The following is a 15677-nucleotide window of genomic DNA, read 5'->3' on the forward strand; positions in this document are numbered from 1 at the left end:
GCGGCGTGCCCAAGACGTGCATCATCTGCTCCGTCATGGCTCAGAGAATGTCTAGCGAAGACTGGATGCGTGCAATGTGCTTCGCTATGGATGCGGCGGCAATCTGTTGGTCATGCCTGGACATCCGACTGTCGATCGAAGCCGTAGTGATCGCGCCCATGACAGTGCCGGTCGCATTGCGCATCGCCATTCCGATCCCGATGACACCTGGCACGCTGTAGTGTCCGATGATGGCGTGTCCGCGGCCTTGGGTTGCACGAACGAGCGCGCGCAGCGTCGACTCCGTCAGTGAACCATAGCTGCCCAGGCGTTTCGCGTTCGCCCGGATGCATTCGTTTCGCTCCGCTTCCGACAGCGTCGACAGGATGGACAGGCCTCCTGCGCCCGTTCCCAGTGGCTGCCTGCTACCGACGTTGACGGTGAGCACCTGAACGGGGTAGGAGCCAATCACACGGGCAAGACAGATTGACTCGAACCCTATTCGGCCAATGAGGAAGGCGCTGTTTCCGGTCTCGTCCGAAACACCTCTCAGCGCCGGTTCGCACACCGTTCTCAGGTCCGCACGGTCCGCGAAAGCGGCCGCCATCTGGCGGCAGTAATCACCCAGCACATAGCGCTTCGAGCCGGCGGGTCGCTTCAACAACCCCTGTCTCTCCAGAGCCTGGACTATGCGATGCATGGTAGGGCGTTCAAGCCCGCTAAGCGCCACAAGGTCGGCCACCGTCAGCCCGTGCGAACCGTTGGCAACCACGTGCTTCAACACACCGACTGTGCGATCGATGCTTTGCGTACCGCGTGATTCCGTTGAGTTCATCATTTTGATCATATTGTGGACACAAACTCACAATCAAGATCCGTATAAACCCTATGGATTCGCGTTTCGCTAGGTTACGACATCCACATTGTGGACATGCCTCTACTGAGATTTCTGGTTCGAAAACTACGATTCGTCCCACTGATTCGCCACCGACCGCGAATGCTTTCACCCCCCTCGTCCAGACTGGAGCACTGAATGACAACGACCCCTGATCGAAAGTATTGGCGAACCGCTATCGCTGACCCCACTCCACATGAAGGTACTCTGGTGAGGGGCTACGACGTCCTCACTGATCTCGTCGGCAAGATCGACTTCGGCGCCATGGTGTACCTGCTCTACAAGGGAGAGCTTCCCAAGGGGAACGAGGCGAAGATCATCAATGCGATGTTCATCTCGGTCGCCGACCATGGCATTTCTCCGTCCTCGACAGTCACCCGTTTTGTGCAGGCAGCCGGTGTACCGATCCAGTGTTCGGTCGCTGCCGGCGCCATGATGTTTGGCGACGTACATGGGGGTGCCGGCGAAGAGTTCGCACGCTACATCCAGGAGCTGGTGTCCGAGGCAGCCTCGAGCGGGCGCAGCTATGAGGACGTGGCGACAGAGTACGTCGGCAAGCACAAGCGGCTGGATGGCTTCGGGCATCCGCAGCATCCCGAAGGCGATCCGCGCGGGAAGAGGCTGTTCGCGCTTGCCGAGGAGTATGGGCTTGCAGGCGACCACATCCGGATGACGCGCGAGTTGGAAAAGGCGCTGATCAAGAAGAAAAACCGCCCCCTCCTGGCAAACATCGATGCTGCGGTCGGCGCAATCATCTCGGATCTGGGAATCGACTGGAGGCTGTCTCGCGCGTTCATCGTCATTCCGCGCACGGCGGGTTTGTTCGCCCACGCATTCGAAGAGTCGGTGCGCGAGCCCGGCTGGCGCCAGATCACGCTGGACCAGGTCGAGTACGACGGCCCCGCCCGCCGCACCAACGATAACCCTGCCATCTGACGGATCAATCGATTCAAAGCCGCCGCGATCTGGCTGCGGCGTCCTTTCTTAAATGCTCACGAATTGGAGAGACTGATGACCGCTCGCGTCGCAATCGCTGGAATTGGAATGACCTCATTTGGAAAATTTCTCGACCGCTCGGTCAGAAGTCTTTCCGAAGAGGCTGTACGGATCGCATTCGAAGACGCCGGCATCACGGCCGATCGTGTTGACCGGGTTTACTTCGGTAATGCGGCTGCCGGTCTCGTCACCGGGCAGGAAATGGTCCGCGCCCAAGCTGCGTTGAGATTCACCGGTCTGCTGGGCAAGCCGATGATCAACACCGAGAACGCATGCGCCACGGGCAGCACCGCGTTCCATCTGGCTTGGCAGTGCGTGCAAGCCGGGCAGGCCGACATCGTCCTGGTAGTCGGCGCTGAAAAGCTGACCCATGCCGACAAGGCGGTGTCCTTCGGTGCATTCGGGGCCGCGGTGGACATGGAAGAGAAGCTGCCCGACCACATTGGATCGGGCAGCGGCTCCATCTTCATGGACATCTACGCCGAAAGAACGCGCCGCTACATGGAAGCGACGGGTGTGACGGCGGCTGACATTGCCCAGATCGTGGTCAAGAGCCGGCATGCAGCGTCCCTCAATCCCTTTGCCCAGTTCCGCAAGCCGACGACGGTTGAAGAAGTGCTGGCGGCCCGCATGATCAGCAACCCGCTGACGCTCCCGATGTGCTCTTCGATCGGGGACGGCGCCGCCGCGATCGTCCTCGTCTCGAGCCGCGTCGCTGCGCAACTGACAGGCGCCAGGCCGGTATGGGTGGCCACGTCTACATTGGTTTCCGGCTCGGGAGATACGACAGGCCCCAACGCTTCGGCACGGGCATCCAAGACTGCCTATGAAGAGGCGTCCATCGATCCGCGCGACGTCCACGTCGTCGAGGTGCACGATGGGGCCGCGCCCAGCGAGCTGATCAATGCCGAGATCCTGCAGCTTTGCGCGCCGGGAGAAGCCGTCCACATGCTTCGAAGCGGTGCGACAGACCTTGGCGGAAAGGTCTCCATCAATCCAAGCGGCGGATTGATCAGCCGGGGCCACCCCATCGGGGCCACAGGCACGGCTCAGATTTTCGAGCTGGCGCAACAACTGCGCGGTGAGGCCGGTGAACGGCAGCGCCCGGCTGCCAAGGTTGGATTGGCACAGAACTCCGGCGGCCAGGTCGGCGGTGACTCGGCCGCGGCTGTGGTGACCATCCTCACCGCATGAACCGCACCAACTGACTTCGCGACACGATTGATCGATACATCTGGAGACTGACATGACACAGCGACTGCTGGGCAAAGTGATTGTGGTGACCGGCGCGGGCGCCGGCGTGGGCAAGGAGATCGCGCTGGAAGCGGCGCGCCAGGGTGCACGTGTGATCGTGAACGACCTGGGCGTGAGCATGGATGGCGGCGGCGGCAGTGCCGGGCCCGCACAGGAGACCGTCGACCAGATCCGCGCAGCCGGCGGCGAGGCCAGCGCCAACACCGACAGCGTGGCGGAGTGGAGCTCCGCCCATCGCATCGTTCAGCATGCGATTGACGTGTACGGCCGTGTTGACGGGCTGGTCAACAACGCGGGCAACCTGCGCGATGGCATCTTCCACAAGATGTCCGAAGAGGACTTCGACGCGGTGGTGAAGGTGCACCTGAAGGGCTGCTTCAACATGGCCCGTGCCGTCGCGCCGCACTTCAGGAGCCAGGAGTCCGGCGCCATCGTGCACATGACTTCAACGTCCGGGCTGATCGGCAACGGCGCGCAGGCCAACTACTCCGCCGCGAAGATGGGCATTGTCGGCCTGTCGAAATCGATTGCGCTCGACATGGAGCGGTTTCACGTGCGGTCCAACTGCATCGCACCCTTCGCATTCACCCGCATGGTGAGCTCGATCCCGACCGACACGCCGGAAGGGATGGCCCGCACGCTGGTCAACCAGCGCATGGAGGTTGCCAAGATTGCGCCGTTCACCTGCGCGCTGCTCACTGACGAAGCCCGTGACGTGACCGGCCAGATCTTCGGCGTTCGCAGCAACGAGATCTTCCTGTTCTCGCAGCCGCGGCCGATCCGTACCGCACACCGCAGCGAGGGCTGGACCGTCGATACCTGTCTTGAAGTGGCGCTGCCCATGATGAAACCCTCGTTCTTCCCGTTGGACAAGTCGCGCGACATCTTCACTTGGGATCCCGTCTGACGGGACAGAGACAACCACCAGGAGCAAGCGATGAGTGAAGAGACGCGTGACATGCTGCATGAGGCGGCCCTGCGGATATTTGCGGACAAGCCCAAAAATCTGTGGGCGGTTCTGCAAGAGTCCGGATTCGACAAGACCTTGCTGCCAGAGAGCAAGGGCGGCGCGGGCGTGAGCTGGGCGGATGCATCTAGACTTCTGATCCTCGCCGGTGAGCATGCCGCGGACGCTCTGCTGGCGGACGCAATGGTCGGGCACTGGCTTGTAGACCATGCCGGCGTCGACGGCGCAACCTTGCCGACGGTTGCGTCGTCGGCGCACTCCGAGCAGATTCGGCTGGGTCGCACGCGCGATGGCTGGCGCGTCGATGGCAAGCTCCCCCGTGTGCCATGGGGCGGCGCATGCACGCACGTCGCGTTCGTAGTCGGGTCTGGCACAGCCGCTCAACTGATTGTCCTGTCCCGGGATGCAGCCGGCATTTCCGTCACTTCAGGCCGCAATCTCGCGGGAGAACCGCGCGATACGCTGGTGCTCGAAAACGTTGTTCCGGCGGCGGTGGTCGCGGCCCCTCTCGACGCGCGTGAGCTGCTCTCCCTGTCAGCCATCCTGCGCAGTGCGCTCATGGCCGGAGCGATCGAACGGTCGCTTGCGCTTGCCGTTGAGTACGCCAATCTTCGCGTCCAGTTCGGGCGACCAATCGGAAAATTCCAGGCGGTGCAGCAGAACATTGCCTTTCTCGCTACGCAGGCGGCCGCCGCGCGTGCGGCAGCAGAAGCTGGCAGCGAAGCGATCGATGAATGGCTGGATGGGGTAGGCGAGCCCCTCTCGCGAAACATTGCCGCCGCCAGCGCGAAGATTCGAACGGGTGAAGCGGCGGGGCAAGCCTGTGCGATCGCGCACCAAGTGTTCGGAGCTATCGGCTTCACAGAGGAACACGAACTGCACCGATTCACCAAGCGTCTTTGGTCATGGCGAGACGAGTGCGGCAATGAGGCCTTCTGGTCTCGCGAGCTCGGCGAACGCATCCTCGCAGGAGACCCCGGACAGTCCCTCTGGCGCGCAGTGGTGCCGATGGCGAAGGCCATCAGTGGTGCAGCAGCAGGAGCAGCACGATGAACAAGCTTTCCTTTCCGCGCCCGAGGCAGTCCGAAATCGGCGAGCGGCTGCGCTCCGAAGTGCGCGAGTTCATCGACGGCTGGCACGGCAACCGGCACGGTGCCGCTGCTTTCAGCGGTTTTGATCCCGAGTTCAGCGAAGCACTTGGCAAGCGCGGCTGGATCGGCATGGGCTTTCCAAAGCGCTATGGCGGCGGCGGGTACGGACTGGCGGAGCGGCTCGTTGTTCTGGAAGAACTGCTCGCCGTTCGCGCACCGATCTTTGCGCATGCGGTGGCTGAGCGCCAGAGCGGGCCGCTGCTGCTGCGCTTCGGCAGCGAGCGGCAGCGCGAGGAAATCGTTCCCCGAATTGCCGCCGGGAAGTGTTATTTCTGCATCGGTCTGAGCGAGCCGGACTCGGGTTCGGATCTCGCATCGGTGCGCACGCGTGCCATCAAGGTAGACGGTGGCTGGCGTGTGAATGGGGCCAAGATCTGGACGTCGAGCGCGCACCGCACGCATTACATGGTCCTGCTGTGCCGTACGGCGCCCGCAAGCGAAGTGCGACAGGCCGGCTTGAGCCAGTTCCTGGTTGACATGAAGACACCCGGCGTCACATGCCGGTCCATCGTCAACATCGCCGGAGACGACGACTTCAACGAAGTCCACTTCCAGGACGTGTTCCTCTCTGACGATGCCCTCATTGGCGTCGAAGGCCAAGGCTGGCAGCAGGTCACGAGCGAGCTGACATTCGAGCGAAGCGGGCCTGACCGGTTCATGTCCCACATGGGTGCGGTCGAGGAATTCGTCACCGCGCTCAAGCAGCAGCCATCCGCGGAGGGCGCCCGCACAGTGGGGCGCCTGGTCGCTCACCTCTCGACGTTGAGGCGGATGTCGCGTTCGATCGCAGCCATGCTCACCGCCGAGCAGGATGCCGCGTTGCATGCGGCCCTGCTCAAGGACCTCGGCACCTGCTTCGAACAGGAGATTCCCGAGACGCTTCGATTGGTTCTGCCGACCGAGCCCGAGCCGGGCGCCTCTGACGGGTACAGCGCGGCGCTGGCCAACGTCATCCTGCACGCACCGTCCTGCACGATCCGCGGCGGCACCAAGGAAGTGCTGCGCGGCATCGTCGCCAAGTCCCTCGGACTGCGGTAGGAACTTAGTCAACCCTCAAATGAACTCGGAAAGGCAGCCACAAATGGAAACGACATCGAACACGCAAGAACTTCACCGCCGGCAGACCAACAGCGTACTGTGGCTCAAGCTGAATCGACCGCAGGCGTTGAACTCGCTGACCCTGTCGCTCGTCGACGCGCTGACGACATCCATCAAGGATGCCCAGCGCGACCCTGATGTCCGCGTCATCGTCTTGACAGGCGAGGGCAGGGCCTTCTGCGCCGGCGCTGATCTGAAGGATCCCGCCAGAAGCCGTCCCGAAAGCGGCGCTGAGTTTGTCCAAGCGATCGGGGCCTTGACGGAATTGATCGAGGCATCCGGTAAGCCGGTCATCGCCGCTATCAACGGAATTGCCGTTGCCGGCGGAATGGAGATCGTGCTCGCGTGCGATCTGGTCTTCGCTGCGGAGTCTGCCCGTCTCGGCGATGCGCACTCGAACTACGCACTGTTCCCAGGCGGCGGAGCCACGGCGCGCCTGCCGAGGAAGATCGGCCTCAACAACGCGAAGCTCGTCATGTTCACTGGTGACATACAGCCCGCTTCCGACTGGAAAGCGCTCGGACTGGTGAGCCAGGTGTTTGCCGATGACAGCTTCATCGACGACGTTTCGGCGTTTGCCGCAAAACTCGCGGCCAAGAGTCCGCTGGTGCTGGCTCGGATGAAGCAGGCGCTCAACGATGCGCTGGACCAGCCGGTGTCCATCGGGCTGCGCTACGAGCGCGCCCTGAGCAATCTGCACCACTTCTCGGCCGACCGTGTCGAAGGGCTTGCGGCCTTCAAGGAAAAGCGCCCTCCGCAGTTCACCGGCAAATAGTCCGTACAAAAAAGAGTCTGAGAAAAAACTGAGGCCATGGTTTGCTGATCGCGCCGATTCCGGTGACGCAGCTGATACGGACGATTGAAGGATCAAAAGTATGGAAACGAAAGACAAAGGGCCCTTGGCCGGCGTGCGTGTGATTGATATCGGCACGATGGTTGCTGGCCCGGTCGCCGCAACACTGTTTGCCGATTTGGGCGCGGACGTGATCAAGATCGAGCAACCGGGTGGTGGAGACGCACTGCGCCACATCGGGCCGATGGTGGAAGGTGAAAGCCTTTGGTGGAACGTCGAAGGGCGGAACAAGAAGTCCGTGACGCTCGACCTGCACCATCCCGAAGGCCAGCGGATTCTGAAGGAAATGCTGAAGCACGCCGATGTGCTCGTGGAGAACTTCCGCCCTGGCATCCTGGGCAAATGGAACCTCTCGTGGGAGCACCTGAAGCAGGTGAACCCGAGGCTTGTGATGCTGAGTGTGTCCGGCTATGGCCAGACCGGTCCGTATGCGAACCGCGCAGGCTACGACCGCATTGCCCTTGCGATGGGCGGCACGTTGAACGCCACGGGCTACCCAGACCGCGCGCCGGTGAAGCTGGGCACGGCGATGGCCGACTACTCGACGGCGGTGCTCGGCGCGTTCGGAACCATGGTGGCGCTCTACCACCGTGATATGAGCGGTGGCGAAGGTCAGCAAATCGATCTGTCGTTGTACGAAACGGTGTTCCGCTTCACCGACGTGATGGTTACGGCGTACGAGAAGATGGGACTGCCGCGCGAGCGGACGGGCAACCTTCACTTCGCCGCAGCACCGGGTGACCATTTCGAAACTTGCGATGGACGCTACATTGTCCTGACAGTGTCCAATGACCGAATGTACGGCCGCCTGTGCGAGGCCATTCCAGCCCTGGTCGGCGACGAGCGCTTTTCCAGCCACGCAAAGCGCACTGCATGCGTCGAGGTGGTCAACCAGATCGTCGCCGACTGGATCAAGTCGCTGCCGGTTCTGGAGGTGTGCCGGGTCCTGGAAGAAAAGGGCCTCGCTTACTCCTTGATCTACTCGATCAAGGACATCGTCGCAGACCCGCACTACGAAGCTCGGGGCTCCATCGCCACCATCGAGCATCCGCAGATTGGCGAGTTGAAGATGCCCGCTGTGCAGCCCCGCTTCAGTGGAACGCCGTCGCCGAAGATCAAGCCAGCGCCCGCTCTAGGCGCGCATACCGACGAGATCCTGCGCGAACTCTTGGGGCTTTCGATCGGGCAGATCGCCGAGCTGCGCCAGGCGGGCACGGTCTGAGAGGCTGAACATCATGAAGGCACTGCGATGACCCTATCCCAAGTCAAGACAGTCGTGCGGGATCCTGCGAGTGTGGTGTCGGCGATCGAGAGCCGATTTTCGTGCCGTGCGTTCTTGCGCGACAAGCCTGTCGAGCGCCAGCAAATCGAAGAGATTCTGCAGATCGCGAGGTGCGCGGCGTCCAGCACGAACACCCAGCCGTGGAAGGTGCATGTGCTGCAAGGTGATCGCCGCGATGCACTCGTAGCAAAGGTGTGCGCTGCGCACGATGCGACGCAGGCCGATCCGTCACTGGCCGCCGAATACGGGGAGGTGGCTGGCTATTACCCCGCGGAGTGGGTTTCGCCTTACATCGACCGGCGACGTCACAACGGCTGGGGCCTGTACGGTGCTCTCGGAATCGCAAAAGGCGAGAAAGACAAGATGCACGCGCAGGCACAGCGGAACTACCGCTTCTTCGATGCGCCGGTGGGTCTCATGTTCACCATGGACCGCGTCATGGGCCGCGGCTCGCTGATCGATTACGGCATGTTCCTGCAGACCTTGATGCTCGCTGCGCGTGCGCTCGGCCTGCACACGTGTCCCCAGGCGGCGTGGAACAACTACGCAAAGATCGTCATGCCGTTCATCGATGCGGACGCCAATGAAATGCTTGTTTGTGGCATGGCGATTGGCTATGCAGACGAGTTCGCGCCAGTGAATGCGTACAGGACGCCGCGAGAAGAAGTGGAGAGCTTCACGCGCTGGGTCTGATCGGCGCGCTTCCGACCACATTGTGGATATGCGGCTGGTGAAGGTCTCTTGGATTTTCTACATTGACTATTCAAATTTTTATAAGTGGAGACAACATGATTTCTCGTCGTCAACTTGCCAAGTTTGGCCTGGCCGCGCTCGCATTGCCCCCCTTTGCCACGGCGGCGCCCTTCACGTCACAAACGATCAAGGTGATCGTTCCGAATTCGCCTGGCCCTGGCACTGACGTGTTGGGACGCTTTTTCGCGTCCTACATGGCGAAGCATTGGAACTCAACAGTATTAGTTGAAAACAAGGCAGGCTCGGGTGGCCAGATCGCGACGGACTTCGCCGCCAAGGCTCCGCCGGACGGCACCGTGATCCTGATCACGACGAGTGCGCATTTCACCTACCCTTACCTCCATGCGAAATTGCCGTTTGATCCCGTGATCGACTTGGTTCCGGTGGCCCAGTTCGTCCAGGGCGGCTTTGCCGTTGTGGTGGCGACAAACTCACCGTTCAAGACTGTTCAGGATCTCATCAGCGAAGCTAAGCGTCAGCCGGGAACGATCAGCTATGCGTCGGCGGGTGTCGGCTCGCCCACCCACATGGCGGGCGCTCAGTTTGGGCACACGGCGGGTATCAATATCGTTCACATTCCCTATAAAGACGCCTCGCAGGTTATGACAGATGTGATCGGCGGGCAACTTCAAATGGGACTCACGGGCACCTCGACAGCAATGTCGATGATCCAAGCTGGAAAGCTACGTGCCTTGGCCGTCACCAGTGCGAAACGCGTCCCGGCACTCGCCAATGTGCCGACGTTGGATGAGTCGGGCCTGCGTGGCTACGATGTGACCTCGCCCATATTCGCACTCACGCGGGCTGGTACGCCAGCGGCCACAGTCTCGGAAATCTCGCGGATCATGCTTGAGGCCGCCAATACGCCTGAGTTCAAGGAAGTGGCCGACAGGCTGGGTTACGTGATGGATTTGCAAGACGCGGCCAAGATGCGCAGCAATATGCCGAGCGAATTTGCCAAATGGAAGCGGATGGTTGACATCTCTGGCGCGAAGCCGGGCTAAGTGCGACCGTCACTGTCTGAAGAGCTATGTGTTGCGGTCATTTCCATACGTTTGGCACCTCTTGCCGTCATTCGATCTGGAGCACGCCGATGGCGTCGGTTCAGGCGATCCTCAGCGGCGGTGTCGGGCCCAACGGCTCGACCGAAGCGGCCCAGGGCGCCGAGCTTGGCGCCAAAGCGCTGGATGTGCTGCACAAATCCATCTCGGTGGATGTCCATACGCACGGCGGACCGGAGGGCATCTACTCTCCGGCACCCCCCAACGGCATGCTTGCCGCCGGAATGCGGGCCGGCTCCCTCGCCGCGGTGTGCCTGTCGGAAATCCCGGATGAACCACTTCTTGGCAGGAATGCAGCCGGGGTCGCCTGCCTTACCCGCTTGCCGAGGCTAGGTGAGCTCTATAAGCACCATCTTGAACGCCTCGCCTGGGCCGACGAGATGGTGGCGCACCATGGTTTGCAGCGCGCGCTAACGGCAGCTGATCTTGAATCGGCCCACGCTGCAGGTCATCCGTCGATGATCGGAGGCGTCGAGGGCCTGGACTTCATGGAAGGAAAGCTTGAGCGGTTGGAAGAAGCCCACCAGCGCGGCATCCGCTCCGCTCAGCTTGTTCACTTCACCCCGAACGATATCGGTGACTTCCAGATGGGCGTGGTGACGCACGAAGGGTTGACCGAATTTGGCGCCGAGGTGATCCGTGACTGCCATCGGTTGGGAATGATCGTCGATGTGGCGCACGCCACCGAACGAACGGCCAAGGCTGCGGCAAAAGTCTCCACCAGACCGCTGCTGCTGTCGCATACAGCACTTGCCGGCTCGAAGGCGATGGCATCCAGCCGATTGGCCGCCCGCTGCGTCAGCCCGGATCATGCGCGAGCGATTGCAGAAACCGGCGGTGCCGTCGGGATCTGGGCCATCTTTGCTGACCTCGACAAATACGTCGAAGGACTGAAGGAAATGGCCGACGTCATCGGCGTGGACCACATCTGTGTGGGGACCGATCAACAGGTCGCCCCTGGTGCGCTGCAAGACTATGCGCAGTGGGTCAATCTGATCGCGGCGATGCTGCGCGGCGGGTTCACTTCCGAAGAGGCTGGGAAGATCTCAGGCGGCAATTACATGCGCATCTTCCGTGCTGCGGTGGGATGAATCACTCACAAGGCCGGAGACTTTCATGAGCACAGATGCAGTGACCCGTGAAGAGTTGCACCACCGCGAAGTAGACATGCGCTTTTACCGTCGCAATGACGGCCTGCTCGAAGTCGAAGGCCGCTTGGTTGACACCAAGACACACCCGTTTCGGCGCTTGCTGGCTGAGGAGGACGCCCCTCCAGGGCGTCACCTGCACGACATCACAGTTCGGCTTGTGATTGACGCCGACCTCCAGGTTCACGCTGCGGATGCCAGGATGTCGGCGACGCCTTTCAACATCTGCCCGGGAGCAGCAGCCGCGCTGCAGGCGCTTGTGGGTCTCAGCATCGGGGCGGGCTGGAACAAGCGCATACGCGAACTGCTTGGGGGCGTGGCGTCCTGCACGCACATTGTGGAACTCTTGGGCCCTATGGCCACTACCGTTCTGCAAGGCATCGCGCCGCTACGAGTCGTCTCGGCTGGCGATCCTGAAATCGACGCGCAGCGCCGATTTCGTGTGGACAGCTGCTACGCGTTCGCGGCAGAACGCGAGGTCGTGGTTCGCCTGTTGCCACACCTGCAGCGCGAGAAGCCAGGGACGTCGACCTGACCAAGCCAACGACCAAACTCAGAGGTACGTGCATGACTTATGAAGCAATCGAGTTCAACATCGAAGACGGCATTGCCTTTCTTCACTTGAACCGTCCGGAGGCCAGGAACGCACTCGACGATGTCATGCGCGTGGAGATCGCTAACGTCATCCGGCGCTTGCGCAAGGGGATCGACCACAAGGAGCTCGATGTCAGGGCACTGGTGATCGGCGGGCGCGGGGGCGCCTTCTGCGGCGGCGGCGACGTCAAGGGCATGGCCACGAAAAAGACCACCCAGATGATCCATAGCCGCATGACGGACATCCAGGATTGGTTTCGCGACCTCCTCAAGCTCGAGATGCCTGTCATTGCGGCGGTTGACGGGCCTGCTTTCGGGGCCGGATTCAGCATCGCGCTGGCGGCCGACTTCATCATCGCCACGCCCAAGTCAAGCTTTTGTGCAGCGTTCGGCCGGATGGGTCTTGTGCCGGACACGTCCATCCTCTTCATGCTGCCTCGCATCGTGGGATTGCAGCGCGCCAAGGAGTTGATCTTCTCGGCGCGGGTGTTGGGTGCCGATGAGGCCAAGGCGATGGGGATCGTCTACGACCTGGTGCCCGAAGGCGAAGCCATCGAGGCGGCCACCGAGCTCGCACGCAAGATGAAGCTGGCGTCCGTTGCCGCTGTGGGGCTCACCAAGCAGCTGCTCAATCAGACCTTCGAGTCGAGCCAGTCGGCGATGGCGCAGGCCGAGGCACTCGCTCAGGCCGTCGCCATCGGCACCGATTACCACGCTGATGCTGTTCAGCGTTTCGTCGGGAAGTCTCCCCTGTTGTTCACGGGTTTCAGCGAGCGGAACTGGCGCAAGCCGACGCAGCCGAAGTAGCCAAACCCCCCATGCACTCTCTTACCCGGCAAGAAAGCCACATCAGCCATGTTCAACCGCTCAAGCCTTTCGGTTCCTGTCATCTGCGCGCCCATGTTTCTTGTGACAGGGCCTAACCTGGTGCGAGAGGCTTGCATCGCGGGACTGGTGGGTGTTTTGCCGCGCCACAACGCGAGAACCCTCGAGCAATTCGAAGAATGGATGGAAGCGATCCAGAGCGCGCGGAAGGAAGCGCTGGCCCATTCCACCAAGGTGGGCCCGCTCGTGGTCAACGTTTCCGCAAAGCTGCCCACGGCTGAGCTCGAGGAGACTTTGACGCTCGCAGGCCGCTACGGCGTGGAGACTGTCATCAGCGTGGGCGGCGGGCCGCGCGAGGTCGTGCGCGTCGCGCACTCGAAGAGCATGGGCGTGCTGCACGATGTCATCAGTGTGGAGTTCGCGAAGAAGGCGATCGGGCAGGGCGTGGACGGCCTGATCGCCATTGGTCTGGGCGGAGGCGGCCATTCCGGGCTTCTGTCCCATCTGACCTTGATCGAAAAAATACGCACGATCTTCAAGGGGCCCCTGGTCATGGCGGGGGGCGTCTCGACGGGTGCCGGCGTGCGGGTCGCAGAGGTTCTGGGTGCCGACTATGCGTACATGGGAACGCGCTTCATCGCCACGAAGGAATCCGATGCGCCTGCCGATTACAAGCGGATGCTCGTCGAATCGACATCGGAAGACCTGGTCTACACGCCCAATGTCACTGGCGTGTCGGCGAACTGGTTGAAGCCGTCGCTGCAGCGGTGCGGAATCGACATCGAGACGCTCGCGATGCCCGGCGCCGGGCGCTTCGACCATCTGCCGACCGACATCCGGCCGTGGCGGGACATCTGGAGCGGCGGGCAAGGCATCGATCTCATCGAGGACCTCCCCGACGTGGCCACTCTGGTCGCGCGGCTCGTTCGCGAATATCAGGCTGCGTGCGGGCGCCGGGCAGAGTGACGATCAACCGAGGACTGGAGGGCAAGATGCAATTTGACGACGTCATCCTCGGCCGCCGGAGTATCCGAGGCTACAAATCTGATCCGGTCCCCAGAGCATTGATCGGGGAGATCATTGCATTGGCCATGCGGGCTCCATCGTCCAACAACACCCAGCCGTGGAATTTCTATGTCGTCACCGGCGAGCCGCTGGCCCGCATCCGCGCCGGCAATACGGAGAGGATGCTGGCCGGTGTGCCGCAATCCCGGGAGTTTCGAACCGGCCCGGATTTCGCAGGTTCCCACCGCGAGCGGAAGATTGGGGTCGCCAAGCAGCTGTTCTCCGCGATGGGCATCGCGCGAGACGACACGGAGAGGCGCCACGATTGGGTCATGCGCGGCTTCCGCCAGTTTGACGCGCCGGTCTGCGTCATCGTCACCTACGACCGCGTGCGCGACGGTAGCGACGATACCTTCTTCGACTGCGGGGCGGTGGCCACTGCGCTCGTCAACGCCGCCTGGTCGCGGGGCTTGGGTTGCGTGATCAACAGCCAGGGCATCATGCAATCGCCGGTGGTGCGCGAGCATGCCGGCATTGCCGACGACCAGGTGATCATGAAGAGCATTGCGCTCGGTTGGCCTGACGACACCTTCCCCGCCAACGCGGTGATCTCCGAGCGCAGGAGCGTGGCCGAGGCCACCATCTTTGTTGGCTTTGACGATCGCAACCCATGAGCAGTCGCAATCTGGTCCGTCTCGGCAACACCGGGCTGCGAGTCTCGCGCCTGTGCCTTGGCACAATGACGTTTGGATCCAATGCCGACGAAACAGAGTCGATGTCGATCCTCGATGCAGCCACTGATGCGGGCGTCAATTTCATCGACACCGCGAATCGATACCCGAGTGACGCGTCTGACGAGCGCAAAGGGTACACAGAGAAAATCATCGGCAAATGGCTGAGGGGCCGCCGCGAACGCTTCATCGTCACGACAAAGGCCGGGGGCCCGATGGGCCCACTGCCAGGGGATGCCGGGACGTCGCGCAAACATCTCCTGAGCGCCATCGACGCGTCGCTTGCTCGGCTCGGTACCGATTACGTGGACCTGTTCCAGTTGCACCGAGACGATCCCTCCACGCCGCTCGATGAGACGCTCGAGGCGCTCGAAACCATCGTGCGAAGTGGCCGCGCCCGATACGTCGGCGTATCCAATTGGGGCGCCTGGCGCATCGCTCGCGCACTTGGGCGCTCCGAAACTCTCCGGCTGGTGAAGCCCGTGACGGTTCAGCCTCGCTACAACTTGCTGTTCCGGCAGTTCGAGCGAGACCTGTTCCCCATGTGCGAGGCGGAGAACCTCGCGACGCTCTGCTACAACCCGCTGGCCGGTGGCTTGCTCACGGGCAAGTATCGCGGCGAGACAGAGCCCGGTGCGGAAACGCGCTTCGGCGCAGGAAACACCGCAGCCGCATACAGACAGCGGTACTGGCACGAGAGGGAGTTCCAAGCAGTGAGCCGCATCATGGAGCTGGCTCAACTTGCCGGCCTGGCGCCTGAACGGCTCGCAGTGGCATGGGTATTGGCACAACCTGGCGTCACTTGCACGGTGATCGGGGCGAGCCGTGCATCCCAGTTGCGGGAAGTGCTGCAGGCCGGAGAAACGAAACTGAACGCACCTGTATTGCAGGAGCTGGACGCGATCACGCGAGAGTTCCGGCTCGGCGACGCACCGCCAGTCTGAGTCATGGCACCTTCGCGCCAGATCAAGATCTTGAGCTCGCGCTTCGCCTGTGCGCATGCACCACTGGTCGAGGCTGCGCAACAACCCCTGCGAGGAAGACCACGCCTCCTCGCCCGACAGTACACCATCAACTGAAGGACA

General features: G+C 62.1%; 16 protein-coding genes. 15 read left to right on the forward strand and 1 reads right to left on the reverse strand.

Going from position 1 to position 15677, the window contains the following annotated elements:
* Positions 1-40 precede the first annotated feature (40 nt).
* Positions 41-826, reverse strand: a complete 786-nt coding sequence (locus tag GFK26_RS19040) for an IclR family transcriptional regulator (RefSeq protein WP_153283344.1) — start codon at positions 824-826, stop codon at positions 41-43.
* Positions 827-1012: 186 nt separating this feature from the next.
* On the opposite strand from GFK26_RS19040, the gene GFK26_RS19045 reads away from it, so the two are divergent.
* From GFK26_RS19045 to GFK26_RS19115, 15 genes are all read left to right on the forward strand, one after another.
* On the forward strand, positions 1013-1810 hold the full coding sequence (locus GFK26_RS19045; protein WP_228121696.1) for a citryl-CoA lyase: 798 nt from the start codon (positions 1013-1015) through the stop codon (positions 1808-1810).
* A gap of 75 nt (positions 1811-1885) precedes the next feature.
* A complete protein-coding gene (locus GFK26_RS19050; protein ID WP_153283345.1) occupies positions 1886-3064 on the forward strand; it encodes a thiolase family protein in 1179 nt (392 codons plus the stop codon).
* Between the two features lie 52 nt (positions 3065-3116).
* Positions 3117-4031: an SDR family NAD(P)-dependent oxidoreductase gene (locus tag GFK26_RS19055; RefSeq protein ID WP_153283346.1), complete on the forward strand. Its 915-nt coding sequence runs from the start codon at positions 3117-3119 to the stop codon at positions 4029-4031.
* 30 nt (positions 4032-4061) lie between these two features.
* Positions 4062-5144, forward strand: a complete 1083-nt coding sequence (locus tag GFK26_RS19060; protein ID WP_153283347.1) for an acyl-CoA dehydrogenase family protein — start codon at positions 4062-4064, stop codon at positions 5142-5144.
* Positions 5141-6280, forward strand: coding sequence for an acyl-CoA dehydrogenase family protein (locus GFK26_RS19065; protein ID WP_153283348.1), 1140 nt, complete (start codon positions 5141-5143; stop codon positions 6278-6280). Before GFK26_RS19060 ends, GFK26_RS19065 begins: the two co-directional genes overlap by 4 nt.
* 43 nt (positions 6281-6323) lie before the next feature.
* Entirely contained in the window at positions 6324-7115 is a 792-nt protein-coding gene (locus GFK26_RS19070; protein WP_153283349.1) for an enoyl-CoA hydratase/isomerase family protein, read from the forward strand.
* Positions 7116-7215: 100 nt separating this feature from the next.
* Positions 7216-8415: a CaiB/BaiF CoA transferase family protein gene (locus tag GFK26_RS19075; RefSeq protein ID WP_153283350.1), complete on the forward strand. Its 1200-nt coding sequence runs from the start codon at positions 7216-7218 to the stop codon at positions 8413-8415.
* Positions 8416-8442: 27 nt separating this feature from the next.
* Positions 8443-9168 (forward strand): nitroreductase, encoded by a 726-nt coding sequence (locus GFK26_RS19080; RefSeq protein WP_153283351.1) that lies wholly within the window; start codon positions 8443-8445, stop codon positions 9166-9168.
* Positions 9169-9263: 95 nt separating this feature from the next.
* A complete protein-coding gene (locus GFK26_RS19085) occupies positions 9264-10232 on the forward strand; it encodes a Bug family tripartite tricarboxylate transporter substrate binding protein (protein ID WP_153283352.1) in 969 nt (322 codons plus the stop codon).
* An 89-nt stretch (positions 10233-10321) separates the two neighbouring features.
* The gene (locus GFK26_RS19090; RefSeq protein WP_228121697.1) at positions 10322-11380 is read left to right on the forward strand and encodes a dipeptidase; all 1059 of its coding nucleotides are present in this window, start codon (positions 10322-10324) and stop codon (positions 11378-11380) included.
* Between the two features lie 25 nt (positions 11381-11405).
* The gene (locus tag GFK26_RS19095; protein ID WP_153283353.1) at positions 11406-11972 is read left to right on the forward strand and encodes a DUF2889 domain-containing protein; all 567 of its coding nucleotides are present in this window, start codon (positions 11406-11408) and stop codon (positions 11970-11972) included.
* Positions 11973-12004: 32 nt separating this feature from the next.
* Positions 12005-12838, forward strand: a complete 834-nt coding sequence (locus GFK26_RS19100; RefSeq protein ID WP_153283354.1) for an enoyl-CoA hydratase/isomerase family protein — start codon at positions 12005-12007, stop codon at positions 12836-12838.
* 48 nt (positions 12839-12886) lie between these two features.
* Entirely contained in the window at positions 12887-13822 is a 936-nt protein-coding gene (locus GFK26_RS19105; protein ID WP_153283355.1) for an NAD(P)H-dependent flavin oxidoreductase, read from the forward strand.
* A 26-nt stretch (positions 13823-13848) separates the two neighbouring features.
* On the forward strand, positions 13849-14535 hold the full coding sequence (locus tag GFK26_RS19110; protein WP_153283356.1) for a nitroreductase: 687 nt from the start codon (positions 13849-13851) through the stop codon (positions 14533-14535).
* On the forward strand, positions 14532-15536 hold the full coding sequence (locus tag GFK26_RS19115; protein ID WP_153283357.1) for an aldo/keto reductase: 1005 nt from the start codon (positions 14532-14534) through the stop codon (positions 15534-15536). Before GFK26_RS19110 ends, GFK26_RS19115 begins: the two co-directional genes overlap by 4 nt.
* Positions 15537-15677 lie beyond the last annotated feature (141 nt).

Origin of the sequence: Variovorax paradoxus (genome assembly GCF_009498455.1) — a bacterium.
Lineage (GTDB): Bacteria > Pseudomonadota > Gammaproteobacteria > Burkholderiales > Burkholderiaceae_C > Variovorax > Variovorax paradoxus_H.

Excerpts from the sequence above, each read along its gene's own strand:
- GFK26_RS19040 (WP_153283344.1), bottom strand. The coding sequence starts at position 826 with ATGATCAAAATGATGAACTCAACGGAATCACGCGGTACGCAAAGCATC.
- GFK26_RS19045 (WP_228121696.1), top strand. The coding sequence starts at position 1,013 with ATGACAACGACCCCTGATCGAAAGTATTGGCGAACCGCTATCGCTGAC.
- GFK26_RS19050 (WP_153283345.1), top strand. The coding sequence starts at position 1,886 with ATGACCGCTCGCGTCGCAATCGCTGGAATTGGAATGACCTCATTTGGA.
- GFK26_RS19055 (WP_153283346.1), top strand. The coding sequence starts at position 3,117 with ATGACACAGCGACTGCTGGGCAAAGTGATTGTGGTGACCGGCGCGGGC.
- GFK26_RS19060 (WP_153283347.1), top strand. The coding sequence starts at position 4,062 with ATGAGTGAAGAGACGCGTGACATGCTGCATGAGGCGGCCCTGCGGATA.
- GFK26_RS19065 (WP_153283348.1), top strand. The coding sequence starts at position 5,141 with ATGAACAAGCTTTCCTTTCCGCGCCCGAGGCAGTCCGAAATCGGCGAG.
- GFK26_RS19070 (WP_153283349.1), top strand. The coding sequence starts at position 6,324 with ATGGAAACGACATCGAACACGCAAGAACTTCACCGCCGGCAGACCAAC.
- GFK26_RS19075 (WP_153283350.1), top strand. The coding sequence starts at position 7,216 with ATGGAAACGAAAGACAAAGGGCCCTTGGCCGGCGTGCGTGTGATTGAT.
- GFK26_RS19080 (WP_153283351.1), top strand. The coding sequence starts at position 8,443 with ATGACCCTATCCCAAGTCAAGACAGTCGTGCGGGATCCTGCGAGTGTG.
- GFK26_RS19085 (WP_153283352.1), top strand. The coding sequence starts at position 9,264 with ATGATTTCTCGTCGTCAACTTGCCAAGTTTGGCCTGGCCGCGCTCGCA.
- GFK26_RS19090 (WP_228121697.1), top strand. The coding sequence starts at position 10,322 with ATGGCGTCGGTTCAGGCGATCCTCAGCGGCGGTGTCGGGCCCAACGGC.
- GFK26_RS19095 (WP_153283353.1), top strand. The coding sequence starts at position 11,406 with ATGAGCACAGATGCAGTGACCCGTGAAGAGTTGCACCACCGCGAAGTA.
- GFK26_RS19100 (WP_153283354.1), top strand. The coding sequence starts at position 12,005 with ATGACTTATGAAGCAATCGAGTTCAACATCGAAGACGGCATTGCCTTT.
- GFK26_RS19105 (WP_153283355.1), top strand. The coding sequence starts at position 12,887 with ATGTTCAACCGCTCAAGCCTTTCGGTTCCTGTCATCTGCGCGCCCATG.
- GFK26_RS19110 (WP_153283356.1), top strand. The coding sequence starts at position 13,849 with ATGCAATTTGACGACGTCATCCTCGGCCGCCGGAGTATCCGAGGCTAC.
- GFK26_RS19115 (WP_153283357.1), top strand. The coding sequence starts at position 14,532 with ATGAGCAGTCGCAATCTGGTCCGTCTCGGCAACACCGGGCTGCGAGTC.